Below are 25,051 nucleotides of genomic sequence, written 5' to 3'. Positions count from 1 at the left end.
GAAGATATTCTTTAAATTAGTCTGTTTTTTTCTTGAAAACTTGATTTAAAGCGCCAGACATTTGTTCGAAAAGGACAACATGAGTAGTTATCCTGATATCGGCTAACTTTTAAAAAATGCGTAAATAACGCAAGTTCAGACGAAAATCTTCTTTGAGACCATTTTCAACTGAAAGATCACGTCCCAGCTGCACGACGAATTGGTCTTTAGGCGTCATAAACTTGCTAATAGCAAAGCGAATGTTGGTGGTTTCGGTGGAGTTATCCTGTGAAACATTATTAATTTTGGTTTCGCCACCCCAGTTATGGCCGATACCTAATCCCACCGAAGTTGTGGCATTTGGCATATAACGTCCCATGACTTGTGTTTCAAATGAAGTATCTTGTTTAAGGGTGTCAGAATTTGTCCCGTAATTATCGTTATTGGTGTAAAACACCACATCACCCACCAGATCTAATGCCCATTTTGGTGTGAAATGCTTAACATATGCACCCTGTAAATCAAATTTCCAGCGATTACTCCCCAAATTTAATGCCTTATCATTGTCGTAATCTCCGGTCGGAGCATTAATATAAAGCGTTCCTGCAAGAACATCTTTGGCATCATTTAGACGGTAGCGGACAGGCGCAGTTAAAATAAGATCCCCTATACCAGAGGTGCTACCCAGTCCGCTGGCATTGTCTTTGCCTTCAACGCGACCAAAGGGTAATAAGAACTGTGGCTCAATTGTGACGCGATCACTGAGTTCGAATACATGGATCATCCTTGCGATTCCTATGTTTGATTCGACTTTCATATCTTTTGCAGCGGTTGAACCATTGCTATAGAGTGCATCGGTCGTGGCATGGTGATAATAGATTGCACCGAGAGTTAGGCCTCCAGGAGCTTGTTCATAATCACCCGGCATAACTTCAGCCCCGTGTGTTTCAGCATATGCAGCCAGTAGAGCTATTAACATCATGTAATATTTATAATATTTTGAATTCATTTTCATTTCCTTTAGGCAATAGCCAGCCATGAGCACAGTTAGACTGTGCTTGTGTTCTGGTGAAATAAAATAATTTGGGGGTATTTAGGTGGTTTGTGCGTCGCGCATCATGCCTGTTTGGGAATGGCAATTGATGTATTCAAATATTTGATGTTTGGCATCACTGACTGAAACTTCATGATAAAGACGCAAGTTTTGTAAGCCGGTAACAACTTTGAAGAAAGTAGTAAAAATTCTGAGATGGGTAGGATGTGATTCTGCCCAACGTTCTAGTTTATCTAATGAGCGCCAGTAGCCTATATCGTAAGCGATATCAAGTAAGTTACCTTCAAGATCAACATTTCGAACAAAACGGTTGCTATAGCATCCTACAGATTGGCCTTCATCACGAAGGAAATCCATACCATCCTGCAATGAAGGCAGCATTTCATTAAAATATAATGCTCTTTCTTGCTCATCTGCATTGACCCAGTCCTGACCAGAACGAATTAACGTAATATTGTCATGGCCTTGTATGACCACACGTCCACCTTTTTGAGGGTCACCTGAAAGTATAGTTAATTCGCCATTGGCTAACATGCGATCTGTCTGTGAAATCGGAAAGCGTTCTCGAGCTGATCCCCAATATCCATGTTCTTGAATATCATCGCTGATACGATCCATGACTGCACCAACACCCGGCAAATCTTCTTTAAATGCGTATAAGGTTTCAAATTGTTCAGCCCGCGGTGAAACAATTTCACGAAAATAACCGATACCATCATTTAGTCGATCATCTGAACTCCACCAGTCATTGACCTCTGCTAAACGTGCCCATTGACAGTAAGCAGCTGGGTCACGCCAGTAACCAACCACAATATAATTTTCATAGTTCTGATTATCAGTATGATGGGTTATATCATGGTTTAATGGCCCATTTTCCAAACCAAAACTTTTCACAATATGTTGCATCGCTTTTATAGCAGCAGCTTTTTGATCAGGTTTAAACTGTATCCCCAAATAAGCCATCACAACTTGCTCGAGATCTTCATCAGCACGTGCTACCCACATAGCAAATGGTGGTTCATATTCATCATGAATTCGTCGGCTAAGTGTGCGAGGGCATTTTAGATGTTTGTCGATTGCTGATTCCATTTTCTTTCTCCTACATCTCTTGTTGCAGCGGTTTCTATCGCAAAATTTGTATTGCTTTAACGGTTATCTATGTTCTGGAGCCCCGTTGTTATATTGATATTACGCAAGGCATAAAATGAAACTTGGTCAGAATGGACAATCTCTTGTTTAAAAAAGACAGGTTTTAATTTGATCAAAAAAAATATATCGTTTAATTTATAGTGAGCTGTTGATGATGCAGGATTGCTCGATCAGCATATAAAAGTATAAGTAGATAAATAGAACAGATGAGTCTTATGGAAAAGGCTTCAACTATGCATAGAGATAACAGAAGAGTAGTGGTATGAAAGTTGCTTGATGAAAGCAAGGCCATATTTTTTGACATCTTGCGTAGTCGTATAAGGGATTAAATTGCCATGAATCATTATCAGTCATTAAATCCGATTCATTATTCAACTCAAGATATAAGTGCATCCGAACGTTTCGAATATTGGAATGATGTTGTTCTTCGGCACTGTATTCCAGCTCAAAGTAAGCCTGAAGATGAAAAAAATTTTAATGGTGAATTAAGTGTACGTCAGCTTGGTTTGATAGATATATGCACCGTTTCATCCACTATGCACTTTTGGGAACGCACCGAAAAGCATCTACGGTTTGGGCCAAATGATGACTTATGGCTTGGCTTTATGGAAGATGGCTGTGGACAAATAGCCCAAGGTGGTAGAGCAACCCAATACCAAAATAATAGCCTCATGCTATACGATGCAGCACAAACCTTTCAGTTCAATTTAGCAGGCAACAAAAATCACTTAATCCGAATTCCTCGTCATTTATTAATCAATCGTGTGCCTAACATTGAACATTTAACTGCTCAAGTTTTAGATGAAACGCGACCGGGAATTATTCCTTTGCGTGAAATGCTACGCCAATCAGTAGACGATAAATTTGATTTTACTAACATGGATTTTGCTGAACGCTTTGCTAAATCAGCTTTAGAGTTATTGGTATTAAGTTTAGAAGTACAGGATATTGCTAAAGTAAATATTGAACGGGATTTATATAGTAAAGCGATGAGTTTTATTTTGAGAAATTTACAAAATCCTGAACTTAACCTAGAGAAGATTGCACAGGCACATTGTGTATCAACACGTACATTGAGTAGGGCATTTGCGAGACATCAAAAGACAGTAATGTCAGTCATTTGGTGTGAACGTTTAATAGCGAGTCGTGATGCACTAAAAAGTGGTCGGGTGGCTAGCATTTCAGAAGTGGCATTAGATTATGGGTTTACTGATTTTTCACATTTTAGCCATGCATTCAAAAAAGCTTTTGGTGTAACGCCTAGGGAATATTTTAAAAAGTGTTAGTTCCCCGTATCTCTTGATTCTTGCTGCTGTAAATGGATGTCTAATGGTTAGCACAAAAGTCTGGTTGTTAGCCACGCTTGAATATGTCTTAAAAAAACCTAAGGCAGCTTTAAATAAAAAAAGATTTAAAAATAACCATAAAAAAAGAATAGTTGAGTATTGCAATATCAGACCAATAAGTTGACTTCAAATCGTGGCTTAAGTGGTCTGAGGTCAAGTTTTTTTAAAGATACTTAAGCAATATGGTTTGCGTAACTTCAATCAAATACTGAAATATTTCGAATCAGCGTATGAGTTGCTTACGTCAGTCATCGTCTCGCGCAAAAGTATGCTGAATATAAATAGAGGAGTCATTCATGGGTACGCGTTCAACCATTATGGATACCAATAGCTTTCGTCCAGAACATGCTGCTGAGCTGGACCATGCTACCCGCAAACTGACCGATAAAAGAAATAAAATTTTAGGTGAATCCTATCGCTTGTTTTATCGTAATCCCGTGCATCTGGTGAAAGGACAGGGGCAATATTTATGGGATGCAGCAGGTCATCAATATCTGGATGTTTACAACAATGTTGCCAGTATTGGTCATTGTCATCCTGCTGTGATTGAAGCGGTAAATGAGCAAATGAAAATGCTTAATACCCATACCCGTTATTTACATGAAAATATTTTGGATTATACCGAAGAACTCTTACAAACCACTCCCGATGAAATTGACCGCGCCATGTATATGTGTACTGGCTCAGAAGCGAATGATTTAGCGATTCGTATTGCACGTGAATATAGCGGCGGTACAGGAATTATTGTATCTCAAGAGTCGTATCATGGAACCAGTAGCTTAACCTCAGGATGCTCTCCAGCGCTTGGAACTGAGCAGCCTTTAGATGCGACAACTCGTCTAGTTCCGGCACCTGATTATTATCGAATTCAAACTGATGATTTAGGCACTTGGTTCGCGCAGCAGATCCAGCAACAAATTGATGATATGAATGCAAAAGGGATCAAGTTTGCAGGTTTTTTAGCGGACTCAATATTCTCTTCTGACGGTGTAATGCCTAATCCTGTTGGGTTCTTACAAAAAGCGGTTGATGTCGTCCATGCAAATGGCGGTATCTTTATTGCCGATGAAGTACAACCGGGTTTCGCGCGCACTGGTGATTCTTTCTGGGGCTTTGGTCGTCACAATGTTGTGCCTGATATCATTACCACAGGTAAGCCAATGGGTAACGGAGTTCCAGTGTCAGGGCTTTTAGCCAAGAGTGAAGTCCTCGCTGCTTTTAGCGATAAAATTCCATATTTTAATACCTTTGGTGGTAATCCTGTTTCTATGGCGGCGGCACAGGCTGTACTTAAAGTCATTCAGGAAGAAGAATTGCAAACCCATAGTAAATATGTGGGAGGGCTACTTCTCAAAGAACTCACTAAACTTATGGACAAACATGAGATGGTGGGTGACGTACGTGGCGCAGGTCTGTTTATAGGGTTTGAACTGGTCAAAGATAGAGCGACAAAAGAACCGAATAAAGCATTGGCTTTGAACCTTATTGAAGAGCTCAGAAATACTCATCGAGTTTTAACCTCGGTTGCAGGTCCTTATGGCAATGTATTAAAACTGCGCCCACCTTTGGCTTTCCAAATAAAAGATATCGATTGGTTAGTTGGTGCTTTGGATCAAGCCTTAACAAAATTAAAATAAGTCACTTTAAATATAAAAAATACCCTTCAAGTTGGATTTTAAATCTAATTTGAAGGGTATTTTGTTGTTCAATTATTTTGTGGCTGTAAAAGTTATTTCGAATTACTTAAATAATAAAAAGGCCTTTATTCAAGGCCTGTATTTGCAAGGTTTTAGTGTCTTAATTGACGTGGTGTAACACCAAACCAGCGCTTAAATGCACGAGATAAAGCACTTACTTCTGAGTAACCTAACAAGAATGCCATTTCTGAAATTGGAATATTTTTTTGTTTAATATAATGCTCGGCCAACTCACAACGGACCTGATCGACCAAATGGGTAAAGGTCAGTCCTTCATTTTTTAAACGGCGGGTAAGGGTGCAACTCGTTAAACCAATATCGTGAGCGATTTTTTCAAGGTTTGGTTCACCTTCACTCAGTTCAAGTTGGATGTGAGAGCGAACCTGATCTGCAAGACTTTGGCTTTGAGAAGAGCGATTGAGTAACAGCAGCGTATCTAAAATTACTGTTAATAAAATAGAATCATGCCCCGGCATAGTATGCTGGACGTCTTTTTTTGAAATGATGATGGAGTTAAAAGGCTGATCAAAATAAACAGGCGCGTTAAATAATTTGCTGTGTTCTTGCCAGAATTCAGGTCGAGTATGCTCAAAGTGAATCGCGCGAGGTGAATAATGAGGGCCCATCACTTCACGAATCACGTTCATAAACATGCCCATGGTCAGTTCTGCATCTTGGCGGCGAGTTAAAATTGCGCCGTGTTGAACCTGATAATCTATACGCCAGCTATCTCCTAAATCGACCATTCGATTAAGCGTATCTTTCTGATGCAAATAAAAATTATTGGTCATGTTCATGAGTGCAGACTCTAATGTGTTTGAACAAAGACCAATGTATCCAATCAGCCCTAATGATTTGGGTTGAAACTGTTGACCATAATGTAGGCCAAAATTATCACAACCAGAAACCAGTGCCGCCTGTTCTAGCACTTTGCAATAATTGGGCAGTTGTAAGCTCAACGTTGGGCTAATTAAAAGTTCAGGATTAATACCACTAATACCTAAAACGCGATCAACATCTGCACCTTTTTGACGAATAAACTCGCTTAATCCAGAGGCAGCTGCAGACAATACACCTTGATTACACATATTTGAATCGACAAGATGAGCTGGGTTGAGATGTAACATGTCAAGTCTCATGATATTTATTCCTAACTATTCTTATATTAAGCAAAAGCCATACCAGTTTTTGCTTGCGTCCATGATTTTGTTTTGTTAAAAGTTTTTATAAAATAATAACTTATGTTTTGCTGTTTTAAGTTTCAGGCTTGATTCTTTAAGAAGAGATCAAGAGTTGTATTTAAGGTTGGGTAGCGAACTAAAAGAAGGCAGAAAATGCATTAGAGATAGGCAAACAGGGCAGAACTAAAACAAGAAATTAAGCGGCTTCTCATGCATACAACATGTATTGTAGGCATGAGAAAATAAGTGAAATATTAATTTTTTGTAGTTTTTGCCGTTTGCGCGCCATAACTTAAACTGGCCATTGAGGGTCTAAATTGACCTGTATTGGCATCGCGGCCCTGTAGTAAGAACTTAGTATTGGCTTGACCATAGCTTTGCACAGCCTGCTGAGAAAATTTTCCAATATCTGAACTTGGACTGCGCAATCGGTTGATAATCAGAACCTTCTGAGTCGCCGCAAAATCTTGCATCATATTTTGATCGCCTTCACTGTCACCTGCGATAAAAATTGGTCCGTAACCATATTTAGAGACTAAAAAACGCTGGATGGTTGCAGTTTTGCCTTTACCTTGAGTTTGCGCATAGCCATGACGAAACTCAGGTAAAATTCGATTTTGTGCATCTCGTTCTAACTCCATCGCGTAGGCATTTTTTTCATTAATGTTGTAGCCGATCTCTGGATTAGAAATAATTTCCTTAATTACATCAATAAAAGATGCCGAGCAGACATAGACATCAATGCCATTGTCCTGAAAGGCCTTAAATAGATTTTGCATTTCACGGTATGGCCTTAAACCATTTTCCCAAGTGGTTTTCACAACGCCTGCTTGGCCCGAAAGTGCTACGGGAGAACTCCATGTTACAGGTCCAATCGGTTGCTGCATTTGCCAAGCCACCGTTGCTTTCACCAAATTACGGACTTCTTGTTCGGTAAGCCCGGTAAATAAATAAGTGACCCACGGATATGCAACTTCATGATCAAATGTGTCTCCAATTGCCGCATATAGGTATCTCATTTTAGTAATGAAATCGATATAATGCGGATCTTGTTTAATTTGATCCAGACTTTGCTTACCTTTCAGACCGCTATAGTGGTGATAAAGCCATGAGTAGCTGGCAATAATATCTGGGGCAATTTTATCAATATTGACGGCTTGGCCTTGCTGGTTATTGTAGGCTGCTTCAAAATTTTGCGAGCTAATTCCTTTACGAATAATCTGATTAAGCTGTTCTGGCGTGACATTAAACGCTAAGTGTTCAAGCTGATAAATTAAAGTTGCTTCTTCGATGTCTAAAAATACCGAGGTATTGTCAAAGTCAGTGACTATATACGGGCGTTTGTCAGGATTATAGTTAGGGCTATCTTTTCCATAGCTAGCAATCAATTGGTTAAGTTGGTCAAAGTTAAAAGCGTCCCATTGACCTTTTTGGATATATTCCTTTTTGGGAATAGCGACTGCGGGAGATGTACTTTGTATAGGGTTGTAATTACATGCGCTTAGAGCAATCATACTTGCCAGACTACTGGTGAGTAATAGTGCTTTGGCAACTTTGCTCAGTTGATGGGTAGCTTGCATAAACCCTTCCTTTAAATTCTATAAAATTTAAAAACTAAAAATTGAAAAAGAGGAAAAGCGATCTAAATCACTTTTCAAATTCCGACAGGCATTTTTCCGTTTAGATATTTTTTACAGAGACGCACAGTTTCATTGGACCATTGATCTCCAAGACTTTGAGCCATTTCTGTTTGTGCGTGAGAACCATTCCAAGCCATCATTTGAATGCGGCGTTGCATGATAAAAGTCGGGATCATTTCATATTCTTCAGACTGAATATGACCTACGCGCTCGTAGCCTTTTAACCAGTAATCAACCCAATGAGGCGCATTTGCATAATGTTCATTGAAGCTAATTGCAGCGGCGAGATCATGCATAAACCAGCTCATGCCGCAGTCATCAAAGTCGATCACACCGATACGTTCTTGTTGTAGTAATAAATTGGTTAAACGCAAATCGGCATGAATCAGGCCATAACGTTCCTGAGTTTTGCCAAAGAAATGTAAATCTTTCGAAATCTGTGCAATCGCTTCTTCAATTACGCCGTGATCTTGTGGTCTTAAATGAGGTGCATTTTTCCAGTTTCCCCAGTGACCATCTGCACCGACCATGGTTTCATGGTTCCATACAATGCGTTGAAAGTTTTCAGGCGCTTGCCATGTCTTACTATGTACGTGCAACTTTGCGGTAATTTGTCCTAATTGTTCAAATGCAGTGGGGTCAACTTCAACAGTCGGCATGTCGCCCTCAACCCAGTTGAAAAGAACTGCATAACGATAAATATCATTCGATAGTTTCAAGGTAATGACGCGTTCACCCGATTGATCTGCAATCGCAACAGGAACTTGGATTCCACTCGCATTTAATGCATCTAACCATTCAAGCTCACTTTGTATATCGAGTTTGCTGTGATAGTTCGGACGGTGAATTCGAAGTGCATAGCGGGCAGATCCAGTCGAAACTTGATAGGTTGCATTTTCAGACTGACACAGTAGTTTGACCTGTCCTTGATAGTCTGATGGATACTGCTTAATTGCTTGTTCTGCCAGTATTTGTAATTGAACTTGGCTTAAAAATTCATTTTGTTCTACAGACATAACCCATCTCCTCAATTTAATTTTTAAACACGTTTCGTGTTGAGATGCCGTCGATCTTATAAAAGAAAAAATGAATCAACTTGACTTCAAGTGGTTGGGGAGATGTTTTGCTGTCAAGTTTTATGAATATCTTTTGCGCAACTATTGGTGGTGTAAATTTAGTCGATAAGGCATACGACAATGAAAGAATCTGAATTAAGCGTAGATGTTGGTGCTTTACAACAGGACGCAGAGTATTTTGCAAAACGTCAGTTAAAAAAGGGGGCAGTAGGTTGGTTACTTTTAGTGGGATTAGGTGTCTCTTACGTTATTTCGGGTGACTTTGCGGGTTGGAATTTTGGGTTGGCACAAGGCGGCTGGGGAGGACTCTTTATTGCAACAGTCATCGTCGCATTTATGTATCTCTGTATGAGCTTTGTAATGTCTGAGATGTCAACGATGTTGCCTACTGCTGGTGGTGGCTATAGTTTTGCCCGCGTTGCATTTGGTCCTTTTGGTGGATACCTCACAGGGACTGCGATTTTAATTGAATACGCAATTGCACCTGCCGCGATTGCCGTATTTATCGGTTCATATTGCCAATCACTCTTTGGAGTTGGCGGCTGGGCAGTTTATTTAGTTTGCTATTTAGTTTTCATGGGCATTCATCTCAAAGGTGCAGGTGAAGCGCTTAAAATCATGTTTGGAATTACCGCCGTTGCTTGTATTGCACTGGTCGTATTCATTGTCGCGATGCTTCCACATTTTGACAGTGCCCGTTTGTTTGATATTCCAGTCAGTTCTCATGCAGGTGCGAGTAGCTTTTTACCGTTTGGCTATATGGGAATATGGGCCGCAGTACCGTATGCCATCTGGTTTTTTCTTGCAGTTGAAGGGGTACCACTGGCAGCCGAAGAAGCAAAAGATCCAGTACGTTCATTGCCACGAGGCTTGATTGGTTCAATGTTGATATTGGCGTCGTTTGCACTTTTAATTTTATTTTTAGGAGCAGGCGCAGCGGGTTCAAATGCTTTAAAAAATTCAGGAGCACCTTTAGTAGATGCACTCATTGCGGTATATGGTCAGCACACATGGTTGGCAAGCTTTGTTAACTTTGTAGGTCTTGCGGGTCTTGTCGCAAGTTTCTTCTCAATTATTTATGCCTATTCGCGCCAGATTTTTGCATTGTCACGTGCGGGATATTTACCAAAAAACCTATCGCTCACCAATGAAAATAAAGCGCCGTATTGGGCCATTATCATTCCGGGCATTATTGGCTTCTTACTTTCTTTAACAGGTGAGGGTGACTTACTCATTTTAATGGCAGTATTCGGTGCAACCATTTCTTATGTGTTGATGATGCTTTCACATATCAAATTGCGCTTGTCTCGCCCTGAATTACCACGCCCTTATAAAACTCCTGGTGGAATATGGACGTCTTGCATTGCCTTGATTCTCGCTGCTGTTGCTGTAGTTGCAGGTTTAATGGTGAACCCAAAAGTTTGGTTGTTAGCTGCGCTGATTTATGTCGGATTTATACTCTATTACTTGTTATACAGCCGTCATCATTTGGTGAAAGGCACGCCTGAACAAGAGTTTGCCATGATTGATGACTGATTTTTAGTGCGATAAAAATAAAGAGGCTTCGGCCTCTTTTTAAGTTTTATAAAACGACTAAAAAGTTTAGAAGCCAAAATAGAAAAGTTTAAATATTTAACTCAAAGTTTACTTTTACACGGTCTAAAACAATTAAGGTTCGATATGTTTTTACATCTTCATTATCCGCAAAATGTTTTCTAACTAAACTTTCAAAATGAGATAAGTTGTTGCTCAGCATGATAATGATAAAAGAGACACCACCATTTACAAAATAGCACTGTTGAATTTCATCAACAGAAGCAAAGTATTGCTTCGCTCTGTCCATCACTACAGAGCGGTCTTCGCTAAGTCGGACTTCAATAATAGAAGTAATTTTTTCTCCAAATTTAAGCGGATTTAAGATAGCGCAATTTTTTAAAATAATTTCCTTTTCTTCCATACGTGATATACGTCTTTGAACGGAAGCAGCCGATAGGCCAATTTTTTCAGAAATTTCTCGATGCGAAGTTTTATTGTCTTTTTGCAGTATTCTTAAGATTGCATAATCAAAATTATCTAAAGAAATATCTGACATGAGTAAATCTCTCATTAAGCTTTAAATATAGAGTTATTTAATCGTTTTATTGAGGGAAATAGAAGAAATATATTGATTACATAGAATTAAAATTTCAATCATTCCCAGAGTGGTAAATATGATGATTGAGACAAACTCCAAGCAAGGCATTGCATTTGCAGCCGCATTTCTATCTTTAGTTTCTGTGCAAATAGGAGCATCAATAGGAAAAGCCCTTTTTCCAATTCTGAGTGCAGAAGGAGTGACCTTAACTCGACTTGCTTTAGCAGCATGTTTCTTATGGATTGTTTATAAACCTTGGAGAGACTGGAACAGACAGACCAATTGGAAAAATCTCATTATTTATGGGGCCATCCTGACTTTAATGAATACTTTAATTTATAAAGCATTTTCTTATATGTCTGTTGGGATCGCTATTTCCATCGAAGTGTTGGGACCGCTTACGGTTGCTATTTTAATGTCTAAAAATAAATTAGATTATTTTTGGGGAGCATTATCTCTTATTGGTTTGCTTTTTTTACCTATGGGCAATTCAAACAATAACTTTAGTTTTATTGGTATGACGTATGCGCTTGTGGCTGCCGTGGGTTGGGGACTGTATATTATTTATGGCTCTAAAGTTGCACAAGGTGGCGGAAGCTCTGTTGCAACTGGAATGTTCTTGGCGGCTTTGTTTGCAACGCCTTTAGGTGCATCTCACATTATTCATATTTTTGATAGTTATAAGATTCTTTTTACATGCTTACTCATGGCGATGTTAGCGAGTGCGATTCCATTTATATTAGATATGGTTGCTATGAAAAAGTTGCATCCACGTGTTTTTGGAATATTAGTGAGCGCATCACCAGCGGTGAGTGCTTTGGCTGGATGGCTGATTTTAGATGAACGATTAAATCATTTTCAGATTATTGGAATAACAATTATTATGGCATCGTGTGCAGGATGTTCTTATTTCTCCTATAAACGTAATACTGCATAAGCCCATTTGTCTATGATGGCATATATCTAAAGCTGGATGAGTCGTTTTGAAGGGGGATAAATAATAAGCCCCCATAAAAAGGCTGTCTCTGTACAAAAAGAATATAAAAACAGCAAGTATCACTTACTCAAGTATCATTTTAATCTGATTGATATTTATACAATATAATTACCAGATCACCCGGATATGAACTCATGAAATTTCTAAAATTTTTAACTTTTAGCACGATTCTTACGTTATCTGCGCATAGTTATGCGACAGTGGGTGGTGGACAAAAAATTGAAGTATTGGGTTATCAGCAAAAAGAGAAGAAACTTTATGTATTACGACACTACGAAGATGGTCGAGGACGCCTACCACAACTATATTATTATCTATTAAATAGTAAATCGCCTGACAAACTTATTGAAGTTAAATCTCTCTATATCAATCCAAAAACACATAAGATTGATTATGATCAAGATAGTACAGCGTTTGATAAAGCGCTTAAAAAAATTAAAAGGAATTTAACTCCTTTGATCGTAAGTAATAGTAAGACTGTAAAAATTCAGACCTTAAAAACGCATCAGAATCAAGTATCATCTTGGTTTGATCCTTCAGGGAAGATCACGCAATATAAAACAGAATATGTTGTAAAATCGCCGTCTTTACAAAGTAAGACGCACATTGCGGTTCATTACACCAAAGCAATAAAAATTTCCCAAAATTATAGTGTGCCTAAACACAATAAGAGACTAGTTGTCGTTAAATATCTGGGGGTTCCAGAAGAAACTGGTTATGACATTGAAGATCCCGTTTTACTACTGCCTGTGAAAAAATAAGTTTAAGAGCAAATTATTTTCTTGGTTCAAATCGTTAGCAGCAGGGCATCACTATCTGGATGTTTACGACAATATTGCCAGTATTGGTCATTATCATCTTAGGGTCATTGAAATTGTAAATGAGCAAAAGAAAAAGCCCATTTGTTATTTTCTAATCATTTTGAGAGTTAAAAACGGTTATATTTCAAGAAGGATTTTAATTTTTTATATAATTAAATCAGTTGTCTATAAAACTAATGAACGAATTAATTTATTCAAGATCAAGTTGATTGTCATCTTTAGTGACTTTGATTTTTAACTTTTTATATTTCCGTTTGTTTGGATCAATTGCAGAATTTATAACCTCATCAGAGAAAGATGAACATAGCATCAATTTTGCGTATGCTCTGTAACCTATCAAAATTCTTCGTAGTGGGTAGTCTGTTCTTGTAGAGTAATAGTCGATTCTGGAGTTTAATTCTTGTAGCAGGGGCTGCTGGGACATTGGAATAATTTCTCTAAGAGGTACATACAGCATATAGAGATTTAACTCCGCTAAGAAGAATTATTTTGAAAATGTTATAAATTCTAGATAAATCAATATTCATATTACATATCAAAGTATTTTAGATATGAAAAATATATATTTATTCCTTGTAAATTTAAGTAGATACACTCCAAATGGCAATATTTTATTATGCTGTAAAAAATATTAGTAACAACTCTTTTTAAAGCCACAGTGGCCTATGTGTTATAGTCAATTTCGATTAATTATTGGTATTAAAATGGATATCTGTATTGGCGGTATACTTGATGGGAAGAAAAGAAAGGATGATCAAAATCATTTCAGAGTAGATAGTCATTATTCTGATCATGGTTCTGAATATAATAAAGAGCATTTTCATTTACATGGGCAGCTTCATACGTTTTGGATAAGTGAAGATATTGATTTTTTTGCTGCGCAAAAAAGAGTTGAATTAATATTAAGTGCAAGATTTGGACTTGTTTAAAAAATATATGTACCATTTTAGATAATTTTTAATATAAAAATTTTAAATTAAATATTTTATAATTAATATGATGTGAAACAAAAGCTCTATTTAATATAGAGCTTTTGAGTTAATAAATTGTTTATTCCTTTTTTTCTTCATTATTATTTTCTGTAGGATTTTTTTCTGCTTCAGGGACTTGTTCGGGGTTTTCAGTTTTATCCTCAGTAGGTTGAGCATTAGAGTCATTTTGATTTTGTGTGGTTTTTTTTGAAAATTCTTTGAAATCAGACATTTTAAACTTCTTAATAATAGTAAGGAAGCTTTATAGTAGGTATTTAATTCAGTTACATTGCGGTGATTATGAGAACTCTATGTAGAGATATGTGCCTAAAAGTGCTTAATTCTCGACATAATGTTTCTTTGTATCAATTAGATTGTTGATATATAACTGGAAAGATATGTTAATCAAATACAAGAGTTAACATATAGTTAAATAGCTATTGTTTTTAATGTTTTCTCAATAATTATAATTTATCTAAACATATTATTTTTAATTCATTAATTAGAAGTAATTGTTTTTATTGAAGGAGGGGGTGATCTATAAATATATTTATACAACATAAAGATACAGTTTTACATGCATACTCAATCAAATTAATTAAAAAATGAGATAAATATGGATGCTGAAATGAAAAAATATTTTGATGTGGCTGAAAGTGTTTACAATAATATTCACTTTAAAAATCAGTCTTCTAAAGATTTAGTTGATTGCCTAAATAGACTATTAGTTGAAATTAAAAAAGAAGCTGCGACAAACAATTTAAAGTTAAAATATAGCGTTATTGATTTTGAAAGCTGTTTAAACAGGCCAATGAAAGAGCGTATTGTTAAAATTGATTTAAGCCTTCTCCCTAATTTTGAGAATGAACATGAATTTATTCTCTGGTTGGTAAGTTTTATAAAAAGTATTTCTGTGTCTAGAAGTTATTATTTTTAAAAGTGTGGTGCAACAATAAATAAAATAAATATTTTTTAAATTTGTTGTATAAATATTTATTCAGCGTATACTCGATTTAACTAGAAAAATAGACTTATTAGTAAATCCTCTTTTAGTATCGTAGTTTTATTCATAATCCTTCGTTTTTTAAGATCTTAAACTCAATTTGTTATTATTTTCAAAGTTCAATGAGTCATAAAATATGGCTTTATATTATTAAAAATCAAAGGATATATTATGTCTAATACAGCAATTGGTACAGTGAAATGGTTTAATGAAACTAAAGGTTTTGGTTTTATTCAACAAGATGCAGGTCCAGATGTTTTTGCACATTTTAAAGAAATTAGTAGTTCAGGTTTTAAAACCTTATATGAAGGTCAACGTGTTAGTTTTAATATAGCTCAAGGACAAAAAGGTCCTTCTGCTATTAATATTGTTGTTCAATAATATAATTAGAACAAAAAAAGCACATCAGGTGCTTTTTTTGTTTTATATATCAATGAGATATATTTTGGTACATTTCTCTGATATTTAAAGTAAAGAAAGAGATCATAATAATTATATTAATAATAAAAAGGACAAAAGACATGGAACTTAGAGCCGTAAAAATGCATAAAATGTTTAGAGATTTTCATGAAGAAAAGGAACTTGGCTATGTAGGGGAATATGATGAAAAACATAACCTTATAGCGATATATGATATTTTTAAAGAAAAGATGCAGAAAATAGAAGGAACTTATCAATGGGTTTTACCCTCATCGGGTGAGGTGTTTTTTGTTGAGGAAGATCCGCTATATAGTCGTTAATGGATTTTGCCTCCTACTTTAAGCAGATAAAAGCCTCTTTATAAATCCCAATTTAACAATAAGTTGCTGATTATTTATCCTTACTTTTTAATGATCTATTTTAAAACAAATGTCATTTCGTGTGCTTGACTGTAAGAGGGTTGGACACTATCCTTTGCCTGCTGGCCTACATCGCCAGTCGGTTTTGACGGACCGTATCATAGAAGCATTAAAGGTTTTATATCTTTAGTGTCTAGCCCCTCGTGCCCCCTCTACGGTGGAACGGGAGGGGGACACCTTCGGGTGTGCTGGCTCTATGACCAGTCCGTCAACCCTCTTTCGTTCTGCCACCATAATTTTAATTTCTGGCAGAACTCCCAATAAAAAGGAGTTGGCTTTGCATATCCATTATTTCTTGGCTCTCAATGCCAAAAGCTATAACAACACAGCTTAAAAATTTAAAGCAGCTTGATCACCCTAAGGTTCTCAGGCTTTAAGTCATTACGGCTCAAAAAACTTATTTGAACAACAAAACTTGAGATGTGCCAAGCACAGTCTTTATAGGCTTTGCTGTGCCTTTTTTTCTCCCAAAAAAGTATCTCATTTAGAAACAACAATAATTTTTTATAACGGTAAAACAATGCGAAAGTTAGTTCTCCCTACACGCGCCATTCAAGTCATTAATAGGTCGATTGATTTATTTCACCATCATGGCTTTCATACGGTTGGAATCGACAGAATCGTAAAAGAGTCCAAAATTCCAAAAGCGACTTTTTATAATTACTTTCACTCTAAAGAACGATTTGTTGAAATCTGTTTGACTGTGCAGAAAGAACGTTTAAAAGAAAAAGTGGTTTCAATTGTTGAGTACGACCAAAGCAAAAGTGCCACCGATAAACTTAAGAAACTTTATTTCTTACATACCGATTTAGAGGGGCTGTACTATTTATTATTTAAAGCCATTTTTGAAATAAAATTGACCTATTCAAAAGCCTATCAAGTCGCAATTAAATACCGTACATGGCTAATCAATGAAATCTATAGTCAGCTTAGAGTATTCAAAACGGATACGACTTTTCAGGACGCAAAACTATTTTTATATATGATTGAAGGCGCAATTATTCAGCTTTTAAGTTCGGGTCAGGCAGATGAGAGAGAAAGGGTGTTGGATTGTTTTCTCATCTCTATGATCAATCATCACTAGTTAACGAGCTCGCTTTTAAAAAGATCACCTCTTCGGACTCTTTCGGTCAATGTGGGAGCTTCTAGATTCTTTGTTCCCATGCTTTATTTATCTCCACTCAAATGTTAATAAGATTAATACTAACCCCGAGGTGCGTACCTTATATGATCGGGAAATAAATATTATATTAAGGCTTATCTCTATTGGATCCAGAATATTTCAGGATTTTATTTACTCAGCTAAGGTTGAATTTGGTTCCATCAATCTAAGAAAAACTCTTTTTACATGATCAAAATCTTCTTTAGGGATGCAGCCATACAATTTACACAGGATGAAGAATGAATAATTTGAATTTTAAAACTCTAAAGAAGTATTGGTTGAGATTCTTGGGTATTGCTGTAATCGCGGGCTCCTTAGTATTGGCATTTGCTTGGGTTGCTGGTCTATTTGGACATCGAACAACAAGCAAAACATTTTTGGGAGACTCATTAAGTAAATTTGATCCCGGATATCGACGTGCACACGGTAAGGGTATTTGTTTTGATGGCACTTACCACAGTAATGGTGCGGCGGCGGCACTCTCTAAAGCGACTGTATTTACCAAGTCTGATATACCAGCAATTGGTCGATTTTCTATTGGGAGCGGTAACCCGCATGCGGCAGATAATTCTACAGCAACAGTGAGTATGGCTTTATTACTTTCCGCAGCTGATCATTCACAATGGCGCATGAAATTAAACAACTTTCCTTATTTCCCTACGCGAAATGCTGAAGGTTTTTTGGCGCAGCAAAAAGCATTTAAACCAGTTCCAGCTACTGGCAAACCTGATCCAGACCTTGTTGAGGCTTTTCTAAAAGAATATCCCGAAGCGCGTAAGTCTATTGAACAAAAGGCAAAGATGCCATTAACCGGTAGTTTTAGTGGTGCAGAATTTTATGTCGTAAATGCTTTTATATTGCGGGCGGCCAATGGACAAGAACAGCCAGTCCGTTGGTCTATGCGACCTCATTCAAAATTTATTAGTCTGACCAAAGAACAACGTGATCAAGCTGACCATGATTTCTTATTTAAAGACATAAAAAAACGTTTGGCTGAAGGGCCGCTATATTGGGATTTAGTTTTGCAACTTGCCGAGCCAGGAGACCCAGTGAATGATCCATCTCAACCTTGGCCAAAAGAGCGTAAAGAAGTTATAGCGGGAACATTGGAAGTCAAAAATGTAACTGAACAGGTAAATGGCGTTTGCCGTGATATTAACTTTGACCCAACATTGGTTCCACCCGGAATTGAGTTATCAGATGATCCAGTACTCGCCGCACGAGCGGGTATCTATGCACAGTCTTACAATGCTCGCTTACGTGAAATTGGATTTGGAAAAGCAACGGATGCCGTGGGTAAATAGGAGAGATCAGCCATGCAAAATAAATCTAACAATAATGCTCCACGTCATTTTAATTTGACTGCTCGAATACTACATTGGGCTATGGCGGTAGCAATTTTGGCTATGCTATTTATTGGTGTAGGAATGACAACCTCAATCACTTGGCGTCCGTGGTTAATCGATATCCATCGTCCTTTAGGAATCGCAATCTTATTACTGGTCATCATTAGATTAATAAATCGACTCTATTATCCAATTCCACCTTTGCCGCTGACTGTACCGCGCTGGCAGGCGTTTATTGCCCATGCATCACATTGGTTACTTTATATTTTGATGTTTAGTTTGCCATTGCTCGGATGGGCAACGCTATCGGCAGGTAATTGGCCTGTAACGTTATTTCCGGGTTGGGACCTTCCACCAATCGCTCCAACCAACTCTACGCTCTATGCTTGGTTTCGTACTCTACACGGAATTTTAGCTTGGCTACTATTTGCTGTCGTTATTGGTCATCTGTCTGCTGCATTATTACATGCATGGGTTTATCGAGATGGCGTATTCTCAAGTATGGCTTTAGGTTCTTCTACTGAGTCAAATAGAGATAATGAAAAGAAGAGTGTGGATTGAGAGAGTTATTCGACTTTAGAGTTTGAAGCACTCACTCAGAATATATAGACAGTGCATTAGGTAGATTAGAACCTAAAGCACTGTTGGAACATTATTTTAGAGTTATGTATTTCGATAAAACCAATTTACACAAGCATCTGCCAAAATTTGTGTGGTATCAAAGCTCACATCTAAAATTGGAGATTGGATAGCATGTAACCCAATTGGAATTTCTGTACAAGCTAAAATAATCGAACCAGCACCTTTATCTATGAGCCTTTGGCTTAACTCTTGAAAAACGATACCCGCTTGTGCCGATTCATTACGTTTTACAGCATAAACAGCGGGCATAAATTCCTGTTCAATTTCTTGATCCGAATTAATGACAAAAGGAATGTCGTGCTTGCTTAACTCAAGTTGATACAACTGAGTAGAAAGGGCGCCTTTGGTTGCCAATATTCCGACTTTATCACCAGATTGATAATTCTTTAAAATCTGTTGCACCGTAATTTCAACCATATTTAAGATTTCAATAGGGGTGTGTTGCTGTAAGTCAGAATGCCAGAAGTGTGCGGTATTACATGGAATAGCGATTTTAGAGACACCGCTACGTTCTAAAATTTTTAGTCCATGTAACATGGCACTTAAAGGACTTTCACCTAGGTTTTTAAGTGCAAGTTGTCGGTCAGGAATACCGCCGTGATTCCAAGCAATTGTTGGAATATGTTCCTGATCTTTCGTGGCAGGGCTTGCATCGAGCAGACGCTGTTGAAAATCAACAGCAGCGCCCGGTCCCATACCACCCAAAATTCCAAGGGTGGGGAGTTGTGAAAATTCTGTCATCTTACAAACGGTATGCATCTTTGTTAGAGAAGGTTTTACGATAACCGAATAAGCCTACGGCACCGCCTGTATGAAGGAAGATCACTTTGTCATCTTTAGTGAAATGACCCTGACGGATGAGGTCGACTAAGCCTGCAAAACCTTTACCTGAGTAAACAGGGTCAAGCAAAATACCTTCAGTTCGAGCCAGCAATTCAACAGCTTCAACCATACTATCAGTTGGAATACCGTAGCCATCGCCAACATAGTCACTATTCGCAATCACTTTTTCACGAGCAATAAGGTCTGCGCTTAAACCAAGATGTTCTAATGTTGCACGAGTAAGTTTATAAACATTTTCTTCTTGTTTGGATTTTTCAGCACGAACGCTAATACCGAGTACTGGTAAGTTTGAGTGAGTTGCCGCAATACCCGCTAAAAGGCCAGCTTGAGTACCTGTGCTACCTGTTGCATGTACAAGATGAGTCGGAGCTAGCTGAATCTGGTTAAGTTGGTTAATTAATTCAATTGCTGTTGATACATACCCTAAAGCACCAATAGCGTTTGAGCCACCGCCCGGAATAATGTACGGACGTTCACCTTGTAGTTCTAATTCTTTTGCTTTGGCTTCTAAAGCCGCCACCATGTCGGTACCACCCGGAACAACCTCAATTGATGTTGCGCCTAAAATCTCGTCGAGCAATAAGTTTCCATTGTTGTAATATTCATCTGTACCGTCACTAACGCGTTGTTCGAGTAAAACAGATGCCTTTAAACCAAACTTGTTTGCTGCTGCAATCGTTTGGCGAACATGGTTAGATTGAGTTGCACCTTGAGTGAGTACATGGGTGGCACCTTTTGCAAGTGCATCACCAATTAAAAACTCTAATTTGCGAGTTTTATTACCACCTGTAGCAAGGCCCGTAGCATCGTCTCGTTTGATGTAAATCTGGGGACCATTTAACGCTTTAGTTAAGTTAGGTAAAAACTCTAGAGGAGTAGGCGCATGAACCAGTTGAACGCGTGGCAAATGACTTAATAACATAATAATGTCCTAAAATTTAATGTATGTAATCAATCATGCGACTTACTTCTTTGCGCATAATTTCTAAAATATGTTTTTTGGTTTCAATAAACTCTTGCTGTGGCGCAATATTTTCAATACTACGCGCACGAGGTAAATTCACTTGAATATCTTCGGCAATGCGTCCGGGATGGCCTGCCATTAAAATAATGCGATCTGCTAAAAGTAGAGATTCATCAATATCGTGAGTAACAAATAAAACGGTAGTTTTATTGTCTTGCCAAAGCTGAGTCAGTGTTTCCTGCATTAAAATACGTGTTTGAGCATCTAAAGCCCCGAAAGGCTCATCCATCAATAAAATCTTTGGCTTCATGACCCACGCACGGGCAAGGGCAACACGTTGTTTCATCCCCCCTGAGATTTGCCAAATTCGATGATTTTCAAACTTCTTTAAACCCGTTTTTTCTAAGTAATATTCAGTTTGTTCAGCAATATATTTAGCTTCAGCTTTTGATTGCTTAAGTGGAAATTGAATATTTTCTTTGACTGTGAGCCAAGGAAATAACTGAGCTTGTTGAAATACAACAGCTCGGTCAATGCCCGGTGCTGAGATAGTTTGACCATCTACATAAATCTCACCTAAAGTTGGTTTTTCAAAACCAGCAAGCAAGTTCAAAATAGTTGATTTACCGCAGCCAGAAGGCCCAAGTAAGCAAACAAACTGACCTTCAGGAATTTTAAGATTAATATCTTCTAAGACCGTATTTTCTGTCTTGTTTTGTTTAAATATTTTCTGAACATTATTTAGCTCAATAAATGGTTGAGTCATTATGCTTTTCCTGTCCAAGGGGCCCATTTTTGCTGTGCTTTCACAATGAGCCAATCTAAAATAAAGCCAATTGTTCCAAGTAAAATAATCCCGACAATCACAACATCTGTTCGTAAATAAGAACCGGCATTAATAATCATCCAGCCTAAACCAGAAGTCGCTGCAACCATTTCCGCTGCAATTAATGATGTCCAACCAATACCAATAGATAAACGAATGGTGGTGAAAATTTCAGGAAGCGAAGAGGGTAAAATGATGCGGAATAAGATTGCTGTTTTTCCTAAGCCCATCGTTTGTGCTGCTTGAATCAAACCATATGGAACGTTTTGGCTTGCTGCGGTTGCACCCACAATGACACTCAGTAAAGTCGCAATAAAAATAAGGAAAAATTTAGATTCCTCACCAATTCCTAGCCAAACAACAACCAATGGAATGAGGGCAATTTTGGGAATAGGACGTAAGAATTGTACAAATGGATCTAAAATGGCATTAAGTACAGGACTACGGCCCATTAATAATCCCAAAGGCACACCAATAACGATTGCAACGAAGAATGCAAAGAAGGCACGCGCCGTGCTGACTAAAATGTGTTGATAAAAGGGAGCATCTCGGTAACCGTTTTTAAATAAATCTAAAACTGTATCTAAAATCTGTAGAGGAGAAGGCAACAAAATTGGTGAGACAAGTTTAAATGTACACACAAGCTGCCAAATAATCACAAAAGTGATTAGCGATAATGTACTAATCACTTTTACTTTAAACGGGTTCAACTGAATCATTTCATAACCTTATTTTGTCGCTTCAATAAGGTATTTACTGTCGATATTAGGCGCATAACTCTTTGGAACATCAGATTGTTTCAACTCGCCAATACTGACTAAAAATTTAGCAATATCTTGAGTTGCTTTAGCCAAGCCAGAGTTTTCATCGTTTGATGTTGCACCTAAATATTTTTCAGAGGCTTGGTCTTTCAGTGGAATATATTCGATACCAGCAAGTGTGGTTTCGACTTGGTCATATGGAAGACTTAAGTATTTAGAGATTTTTTCAGAAGCAGCTTTAGGATCACGTTTATATTCATCAACTTGATCTTGGTAAGCCTTCAAGAACTTAATTACAAGGTCAGGGTGTTTTTCTGCAAACTCTTTACGGACAGCGAAGTTGTTATAAACCAAAATACCTTTTTCATTCAGCGTCGTTGTACGATAAATTTCTTTACCGCCTTCTTTCTCTAGCTGTTGAGTAAATGGTCCCCAAACATAAGCTGCATCAATATCACCACGTGTCCATGCAGAAACAATTTCAGCGGGCTTAAGTGGAATTAATTTGATTTTTGATTTATCAATTTTATTTAATGCAAGCGCTTGTTCTAAAGCATATTGCGCGGTGGAGTTAGCAGGGAAGGCAACTTTTTTACCAACTAGACCTTGCAGATTTTTAATATCAGGACGAACAATTAAACGTTCTGCACCAGAAATTAGACCTTCCAAACCAATGATTTCAATTGGTAATCCGCGAGTAATACCTGCAACAGCCGGGCTGGAGCCAAAACGAGCAATATCAATTTCATTTGAGGCGAAGTAATTAATTACATCAGCACCTGAAGCAAATTCAACCCACTTAATTTTTGTACCTAAAGCTTTTTCAAAATCTCCATCAGCCTTACCAAGAACCCAAACTCGTGGACCACCACCCCAAGCAAAACGTACTTCTTTAGGCAGTTCAGCGGCAGCCGCAGTTTGAGAAGCTTCTGCCTTAGTTTCATTATTTTGCTGTGAATTATTTCCACAACCAGTTAAAAGTGCAAAGCTGAGAACCCCTACTGATAAGACAGCGTTTTTTAAGTGAAAACGTGTTGCAAACAACATTATATTTCCAGTAAGTTTCGAAATTTATTCGATCTTAGTGAAAATTTATGATTAATAAAAATATGAAAAAGTGGAATGGATATATGCAAAGATGAGTTTATATTTATCATTAAAAAAGAATTATTTATCACTTAAAATTGGTAGTTATATTTTGAGCTAAAATCGATGCATGAAAAAAATAAGAGCTTTTAAAAATTATTTATTTATAGGTTAGCGCATGATTAAAATTATTAATTAAATTAAGAATATTCAAAAAATTACATGGCTTTTGAGGTAAATGATCACTTCAAAAAACCATGCAATTTATAAGTAGGGCTTTTAACGATTTAGGAGCTTATTTAATTCGATACCACGTTTGGTTTCGGCCAATTGCAGAAATACCAATGTATCCGCGAGCAATAAGTTTTTCACCATCTGGTGATACGGTGACACTAAATTTATAAGTTTTATCTGACTGAGGGTCGAGGATAGATCCCTTGTCATATTTATTTTGACCAACACTTTTTAAATTTTTGACAATGGTTAGGCCAATCAAAGATTTGTTCTTGTAGGTACCTTCACACATCGTACATTTGTTGGCTTCATTTGGAACAAGTATTTTTTCGATGTTCGCAGACAAATTGCCATTTTTATCTTCGCTAAATCTTACTAGTGCTCTCGGTTGATTGGTTGCATCATCAATTGTTTTCCAAACACTGCCATGTAGTTTGTCCGAGGCAAATGAGTGAATCGAATAAAAGCTAAGTAAAAGTAAGAGTAAATATTTTTTCATATCAAGCATTTCTCAAATTAAAAATGGATGGTTTTAAAGGTCTGAATTATTCATTTTAAATTTAACTTCACAGTTTTCTTAGTATTGAATCTATAAACTAAACAATATGTAAAGTTATAATCTATTTGTATGGATATTATTTTGATCAATTTATTTATGCAATTGCGAGAATGGACAGAATTATTCATCTTTTAAAGATTAAACATGAACTGACAGATTTAATGATTAAAAATATTTTAACTCTCCATGCTCTTTACACACTTCTTAAACGTTCTTTACACAAAGGAATGAATAATGGAATTTATGAATTTTTAAAGTGAAATACAGTTGATGCCAAAACCAAAATTGAATCTCAAAAAGAAAATTGGCTTAGTCTTATTAGGATTTGTAGCTTTGTATTGGATCTCTTTTCCTATTCTTCCTATTTTAGATATTCCCTATAAAGCAGCAGTTATTACAGGGCTTATGATCGTAGGTGAGATTCTCTTTTTAATTGCAATTGCACTACTAGGTAAGGAATATTGGGGCAAGATTAAACAATGGTTTTCTAAAATATTTCGGAAAATGAAGTTAAAGGAAAATTAAAATGCTCTTAAGAGCAATAAAAATCTCAACTAATTTTAAAAATAGTTAGATTGCGTGTAGTACGTCACAGATTTTAAAAATAACATTCAAATCATGTGTTTAGTATTTATTGACAGTGTGCAATATTAAGTTTTATAACTAAAAGATCCTGAAGCTGTTTCTTTAACGAGAACAGAAAAAACACAATATAAAGATGAATAGACATTAGAACAAAAA

Annotated in this window: 27 protein-coding genes and 1 pseudogene; 13 read left to right on the top strand and 15 right to left on the bottom strand. The window is 37.1% G+C overall.

The window, feature by feature from the left end; all coding sequences use genetic code 11:
• Positions 1 to 109 precede the first annotated feature (109 nt).
• Both K6I41_RS12375 and oxdA read right to left on the bottom strand, forming a co-directional pair.
• Positions 110 to 988, bottom strand: coding sequence for a transporter (locus K6I41_RS12375; RefSeq protein ID WP_250374450.1), 879 nt, complete (start codon positions 986 to 988; stop codon positions 110 to 112).
• A gap of 84 nt (positions 989 to 1,072) precedes the next feature.
• A complete protein-coding gene (oxdA, locus tag K6I41_RS12370) occupies positions 1,073 to 2,122 on the bottom strand; it encodes an aliphatic aldoxime dehydratase (RefSeq protein WP_250374449.1) in 1,050 nt (349 codons plus the stop codon).
• Between the two features lie 395 nt (positions 2,123 to 2,517).
• Between oxdA and K6I41_RS12365 the strand changes: the two genes are divergently transcribed.
• Both K6I41_RS12365 and K6I41_RS12360 read left to right on the top strand, forming a co-directional pair.
• Positions 2,518 to 3,468: a helix-turn-helix domain-containing protein gene (locus tag K6I41_RS12365; protein WP_250374448.1), complete on the top strand. Its 951-nt coding sequence runs from the start codon at positions 2,518 to 2,520 to the stop codon at positions 3,466 to 3,468.
• Positions 3,469 to 3,824: 356 nt separating this feature from the next.
• Entirely contained in the window at positions 3,825 to 5,165 is a 1,341-nt protein-coding gene (locus K6I41_RS12360) for an aspartate aminotransferase family protein (protein WP_002157177.1), read from the top strand.
• 152 nt (positions 5,166 to 5,317) lie between these two features.
• On the opposite strand, the gene qhpR is transcribed toward K6I41_RS12360, so the two are convergent.
• From qhpR to K6I41_RS12345, 3 genes are all read right to left on the bottom strand, one after another.
• Positions 5,318 to 6,352: an AraC-like transcriptional regulator QhpR gene (gene qhpR, locus K6I41_RS12355; protein ID WP_151685946.1), complete on the bottom strand. Its 1,035-nt coding sequence runs from the start codon at positions 6,350 to 6,352 to the stop codon at positions 5,318 to 5,320.
• A gap of 308 nt (positions 6,353 to 6,660) precedes the next feature.
• On the bottom strand, positions 6,661 to 7,986 hold the full coding sequence (locus K6I41_RS12350; protein ID WP_250374447.1) for an HAD family hydrolase: 1,326 nt from the start codon (positions 7,984 to 7,986) through the stop codon (positions 6,661 to 6,663).
• Positions 7,987 to 8,060: 74 nt separating this feature from the next.
• Positions 8,061 to 9,062, bottom strand: a complete 1,002-nt coding sequence (locus tag K6I41_RS12345; protein WP_250374446.1) for a phosphotransferase enzyme family protein — start codon at positions 9,060 to 9,062, stop codon at positions 8,061 to 8,063.
• A gap of 180 nt (positions 9,063 to 9,242) precedes the next feature.
• Here K6I41_RS12345 and eat point away from each other — a divergent pair, with 180 nt between their 5' ends.
• Complete coding sequence (gene eat, locus K6I41_RS12340; RefSeq protein ID WP_250374445.1) at positions 9,243 to 10,658, top strand: ethanolamine permease; 1,416 nt, start codon at positions 9,243 to 9,245, stop codon at positions 10,656 to 10,658.
• Positions 10,659 to 10,746: 88 nt separating this feature from the next.
• Here eat and K6I41_RS12335 read toward each other — a convergent pair whose 3' ends face one another.
• Positions 10,747 to 11,214, bottom strand: a complete 468-nt coding sequence (locus K6I41_RS12335; protein WP_250374444.1) for an Lrp/AsnC family transcriptional regulator — start codon at positions 11,212 to 11,214, stop codon at positions 10,747 to 10,749.
• Positions 11,215 to 11,332: 118 nt separating this feature from the next.
• On the opposite strand from K6I41_RS12335, the gene K6I41_RS12330 reads away from it, so the two are divergent.
• The 3 genes and pseudogenes from K6I41_RS12330 to K6I41_RS19235 form a co-directional block, all read left to right on the top strand.
• The gene (locus K6I41_RS12330; protein WP_250374443.1) at positions 11,333 to 12,193 is read left to right on the top strand and encodes an EamA family transporter; all 861 of its coding nucleotides are present in this window, start codon (positions 11,333 to 11,335) and stop codon (positions 12,191 to 12,193) included.
• 194 nt (positions 12,194 to 12,387) lie between these two features.
• On the top strand, positions 12,388 to 13,014 hold the full coding sequence (locus K6I41_RS12325; RefSeq protein ID WP_250374442.1) for a hypothetical protein: 627 nt from the start codon (positions 12,388 to 12,390) through the stop codon (positions 13,012 to 13,014).
• Between the two features lie 37 nt (positions 13,015 to 13,051).
• Positions 13,052 to 13,147, top strand: a pseudogene (locus K6I41_RS19235) (aminotransferase); the annotation flags it as partial.
• A gap of 117 nt (positions 13,148 to 13,264) precedes the next feature.
• Here K6I41_RS19235 and K6I41_RS12320 read toward each other — a convergent pair.
• The 3 genes from K6I41_RS12320 to K6I41_RS12310 all read right to left on the bottom strand — a co-directional run bounded on the left by K6I41_RS12320 (position 13,265) and on the right by K6I41_RS12310 (position 14,277).
• A complete protein-coding gene (locus K6I41_RS12320; protein ID WP_192836716.1) occupies positions 13,265 to 13,498 on the bottom strand; it encodes a hypothetical protein in 234 nt (77 codons plus the stop codon).
• Between the two features lie 341 nt (positions 13,499 to 13,839).
• Positions 13,840 to 13,971, bottom strand: coding sequence for a hypothetical protein (locus K6I41_RS12315; RefSeq protein WP_250375786.1), 132 nt, complete (start codon positions 13,969 to 13,971; stop codon positions 13,840 to 13,842).
• 153 nt (positions 13,972 to 14,124) lie between these two features.
• Positions 14,125 to 14,277, bottom strand: a complete 153-nt coding sequence (locus K6I41_RS12310) for a hypothetical protein (protein ID WP_250374441.1) — start codon at positions 14,275 to 14,277, stop codon at positions 14,125 to 14,127.
• 384 nt (positions 14,278 to 14,661) lie between these two features.
• Between K6I41_RS12310 and K6I41_RS12305 the strand changes: the two genes are divergently transcribed.
• The 6 genes from K6I41_RS12305 to K6I41_RS12280 all read left to right on the top strand — a co-directional run bounded on the left by K6I41_RS12305 (position 14,662) and on the right by K6I41_RS12280 (position 18,956).
• On the top strand, positions 14,662 to 14,982 hold the full coding sequence (locus K6I41_RS12305) for a hypothetical protein (RefSeq protein WP_199942367.1): 321 nt from the start codon (positions 14,662 to 14,664) through the stop codon (positions 14,980 to 14,982).
• Positions 14,983 to 15,219: 237 nt separating this feature from the next.
• Positions 15,220 to 15,429, top strand: coding sequence for a cold-shock protein (locus tag K6I41_RS12300; protein ID WP_013198382.1), 210 nt, complete (start codon positions 15,220 to 15,222; stop codon positions 15,427 to 15,429).
• Positions 15,430 to 15,599: 170 nt separating this feature from the next.
• A complete protein-coding gene (locus K6I41_RS12295; RefSeq protein WP_081309099.1) occupies positions 15,600 to 15,788 on the top strand; it encodes a hypothetical protein in 189 nt (62 codons plus the stop codon).
• A gap of 619 nt (positions 15,789 to 16,407) precedes the next feature.
• A complete protein-coding gene (locus tag K6I41_RS12290) occupies positions 16,408 to 16,971 on the top strand; it encodes a TetR/AcrR family transcriptional regulator (RefSeq protein WP_250374440.1) in 564 nt (187 codons plus the stop codon).
• Positions 16,972 to 17,288: 317 nt separating this feature from the next.
• Positions 17,289 to 18,353, top strand: a complete 1,065-nt coding sequence (locus K6I41_RS12285) for a catalase family peroxidase (protein ID WP_250374439.1) — start codon at positions 17,289 to 17,291, stop codon at positions 18,351 to 18,353.
• A gap of 12 nt (positions 18,354 to 18,365) precedes the next feature.
• Positions 18,366 to 18,956: a cytochrome b gene (locus K6I41_RS12280; RefSeq protein ID WP_250374438.1), complete on the top strand. Its 591-nt coding sequence runs from the start codon at positions 18,366 to 18,368 to the stop codon at positions 18,954 to 18,956.
• Between the two features lie 102 nt (positions 18,957 to 19,058).
• Here K6I41_RS12280 and cuyB read toward each other — a convergent pair whose 3' ends face one another.
• From cuyB to K6I41_RS12250, 6 genes are all read right to left on the bottom strand, one after another.
• A complete protein-coding gene (cuyB, locus tag K6I41_RS12275; RefSeq protein ID WP_250374437.1) occupies positions 19,059 to 19,778 on the bottom strand; it encodes a cysteate racemase in 720 nt (239 codons plus the stop codon).
• 1 nt (position 19,779) lies between these two features.
• Positions 19,780 to 20,802 carry a D-cysteate sulfo-lyase gene (gene cuyA / locus K6I41_RS12270; RefSeq protein WP_049836290.1) on the bottom strand — a complete coding sequence of 341 codons (1,023 nt, stop codon included), beginning with the start codon at positions 20,800 to 20,802 and terminating at the stop codon, positions 19,780 to 19,782.
• 16 nt (positions 20,803 to 20,818) lie between these two features.
• Complete coding sequence (locus K6I41_RS12265) at positions 20,819 to 21,610, bottom strand: ABC transporter ATP-binding protein (protein WP_049836291.1); 792 nt, start codon at positions 21,608 to 21,610, stop codon at positions 20,819 to 20,821.
• Positions 21,610 to 22,389: an ABC transporter permease gene (locus tag K6I41_RS12260; RefSeq protein ID WP_250374436.1), complete on the bottom strand. Its 780-nt coding sequence runs from the start codon at positions 22,387 to 22,389 to the stop codon at positions 21,610 to 21,612. Before K6I41_RS12260 ends, K6I41_RS12265 begins: the two co-directional genes overlap by 1 nt.
• Before the next feature lie 9 nt (positions 22,390 to 22,398).
• Complete coding sequence (locus tag K6I41_RS12255) at positions 22,399 to 23,478, bottom strand: taurine ABC transporter substrate-binding protein (RefSeq protein ID WP_192833651.1); 1,080 nt, start codon at positions 23,476 to 23,478, stop codon at positions 22,399 to 22,401.
• 334 nt (positions 23,479 to 23,812) lie between these two features.
• Positions 23,813 to 24,250, bottom strand: coding sequence for a DUF2147 domain-containing protein (locus tag K6I41_RS12250; protein WP_013198366.1), 438 nt, complete (start codon positions 24,248 to 24,250; stop codon positions 23,813 to 23,815).
• A gap of 330 nt (positions 24,251 to 24,580) precedes the next feature.
• On the opposite strand from K6I41_RS12250, the gene K6I41_RS12245 reads away from it, so the two are divergent.
• Positions 24,581 to 24,835, top strand: a complete 255-nt coding sequence (locus K6I41_RS12245; protein WP_151823204.1) for a transporter suffix domain-containing protein — start codon at positions 24,581 to 24,583, stop codon at positions 24,833 to 24,835.
• The last annotated feature ends 216 nt before the right edge of the window (positions 24,836 to 25,051 follow it).

This window comes from Acinetobacter sp. AS23, assembly GCF_023612055.1.
Lineage (GTDB): Bacteria > Pseudomonadota > Gammaproteobacteria > Pseudomonadales > Moraxellaceae > Acinetobacter > Acinetobacter oleivorans.
Note: the sequence above shows the minus strand (reverse complement) of the source record. Positions and strands in the feature narration are given on the sequence as shown.

Bases quoted from the DNA above. Each gene is read 5' to 3' on its own strand.
- K6I41_RS12375 (WP_250374450.1), bottom strand. From the start codon at position 988: ATGAATTCAAAATATTATAAATATTACATGATGTTAATAGCTCTACTG.
- oxdA (WP_250374449.1), bottom strand. From the start codon at position 2,122: ATGGAATCAGCAATCGACAAACATCTAAAATGCCCTCGCACACTTAGC.
- K6I41_RS12365 (WP_250374448.1), top strand. From the start codon at position 2,518: ATGAATCATTATCAGTCATTAAATCCGATTCATTATTCAACTCAAGAT.
- K6I41_RS12360 (WP_002157177.1), top strand. From the start codon at position 3,825: ATGGGTACGCGTTCAACCATTATGGATACCAATAGCTTTCGTCCAGAA.
- qhpR (WP_151685946.1), bottom strand. From the start codon at position 6,352: ATGTTACATCTCAACCCAGCTCATCTTGTCGATTCAAATATGTGTAAT.
- K6I41_RS12350 (WP_250374447.1), bottom strand. From the start codon at position 7,986: ATGCAAGCTACCCATCAACTGAGCAAAGTTGCCAAAGCACTATTACTC.
- K6I41_RS12345 (WP_250374446.1), bottom strand. From the start codon at position 9,062: ATGTCTGTAGAACAAAATGAATTTTTAAGCCAAGTTCAATTACAAATA.
- eat (WP_250374445.1), top strand. From the start codon at position 9,243: ATGAAAGAATCTGAATTAAGCGTAGATGTTGGTGCTTTACAACAGGAC.
- K6I41_RS12335 (WP_250374444.1), bottom strand. From the start codon at position 11,214: ATGTCAGATATTTCTTTAGATAATTTTGATTATGCAATCTTAAGAATA.
- K6I41_RS12330 (WP_250374443.1), top strand. From the start codon at position 11,333: ATGATGATTGAGACAAACTCCAAGCAAGGCATTGCATTTGCAGCCGCA.
- K6I41_RS12325 (WP_250374442.1), top strand. From the start codon at position 12,388: ATGAAATTTCTAAAATTTTTAACTTTTAGCACGATTCTTACGTTATCT.
- K6I41_RS12320 (WP_192836716.1), bottom strand. From the start codon at position 13,498: ATGTCCCAGCAGCCCCTGCTACAAGAATTAAACTCCAGAATCGACTAT.
- K6I41_RS12310 (WP_250374441.1), bottom strand. From the start codon at position 14,277: ATGTCTGATTTCAAAGAATTTTCAAAAAAAACCACACAAAATCAAAAT.
- K6I41_RS12305 (WP_199942367.1), top strand. From the start codon at position 14,662: ATGGATGCTGAAATGAAAAAATATTTTGATGTGGCTGAAAGTGTTTAC.
- K6I41_RS12300 (WP_013198382.1), top strand. From the start codon at position 15,220: ATGTCTAATACAGCAATTGGTACAGTGAAATGGTTTAATGAAACTAAA.
- K6I41_RS12295 (WP_081309099.1), top strand. From the start codon at position 15,600: ATGTTTAGAGATTTTCATGAAGAAAAGGAACTTGGCTATGTAGGGGAA.
- K6I41_RS12290 (WP_250374440.1), top strand. From the start codon at position 16,408: ATGCGAAAGTTAGTTCTCCCTACACGCGCCATTCAAGTCATTAATAGG.
- K6I41_RS12285 (WP_250374439.1), top strand. From the start codon at position 17,289: ATGAATAATTTGAATTTTAAAACTCTAAAGAAGTATTGGTTGAGATTC.
- K6I41_RS12280 (WP_250374438.1), top strand. From the start codon at position 18,366: ATGCAAAATAAATCTAACAATAATGCTCCACGTCATTTTAATTTGACT.
- cuyB (WP_250374437.1), bottom strand. From the start codon at position 19,778: ATGACAGAATTTTCACAACTCCCCACCCTTGGAATTTTGGGTGGTATG.
- cuyA (WP_049836290.1), bottom strand. From the start codon at position 20,802: ATGTTATTAAGTCATTTGCCACGCGTTCAACTGGTTCATGCGCCTACT.
- K6I41_RS12265 (WP_049836291.1), bottom strand. From the start codon at position 21,610: ATGACTCAACCATTTATTGAGCTAAATAATGTTCAGAAAATATTTAAA.
- K6I41_RS12260 (WP_250374436.1), bottom strand. From the start codon at position 22,389: ATGATTCAGTTGAACCCGTTTAAAGTAAAAGTGATTAGTACATTATCG.
- K6I41_RS12255 (WP_192833651.1), bottom strand. From the start codon at position 23,478: ATGTTGTTTGCAACACGTTTTCACTTAAAAAACGCTGTCTTATCAGTA.
- K6I41_RS12250 (WP_013198366.1), bottom strand. From the start codon at position 24,250: ATGAAAAAATATTTACTCTTACTTTTACTTAGCTTTTATTCGATTCAC.
- K6I41_RS12245 (WP_151823204.1), top strand. From the start codon at position 24,581: ATGCCAAAACCAAAATTGAATCTCAAAAAGAAAATTGGCTTAGTCTTA.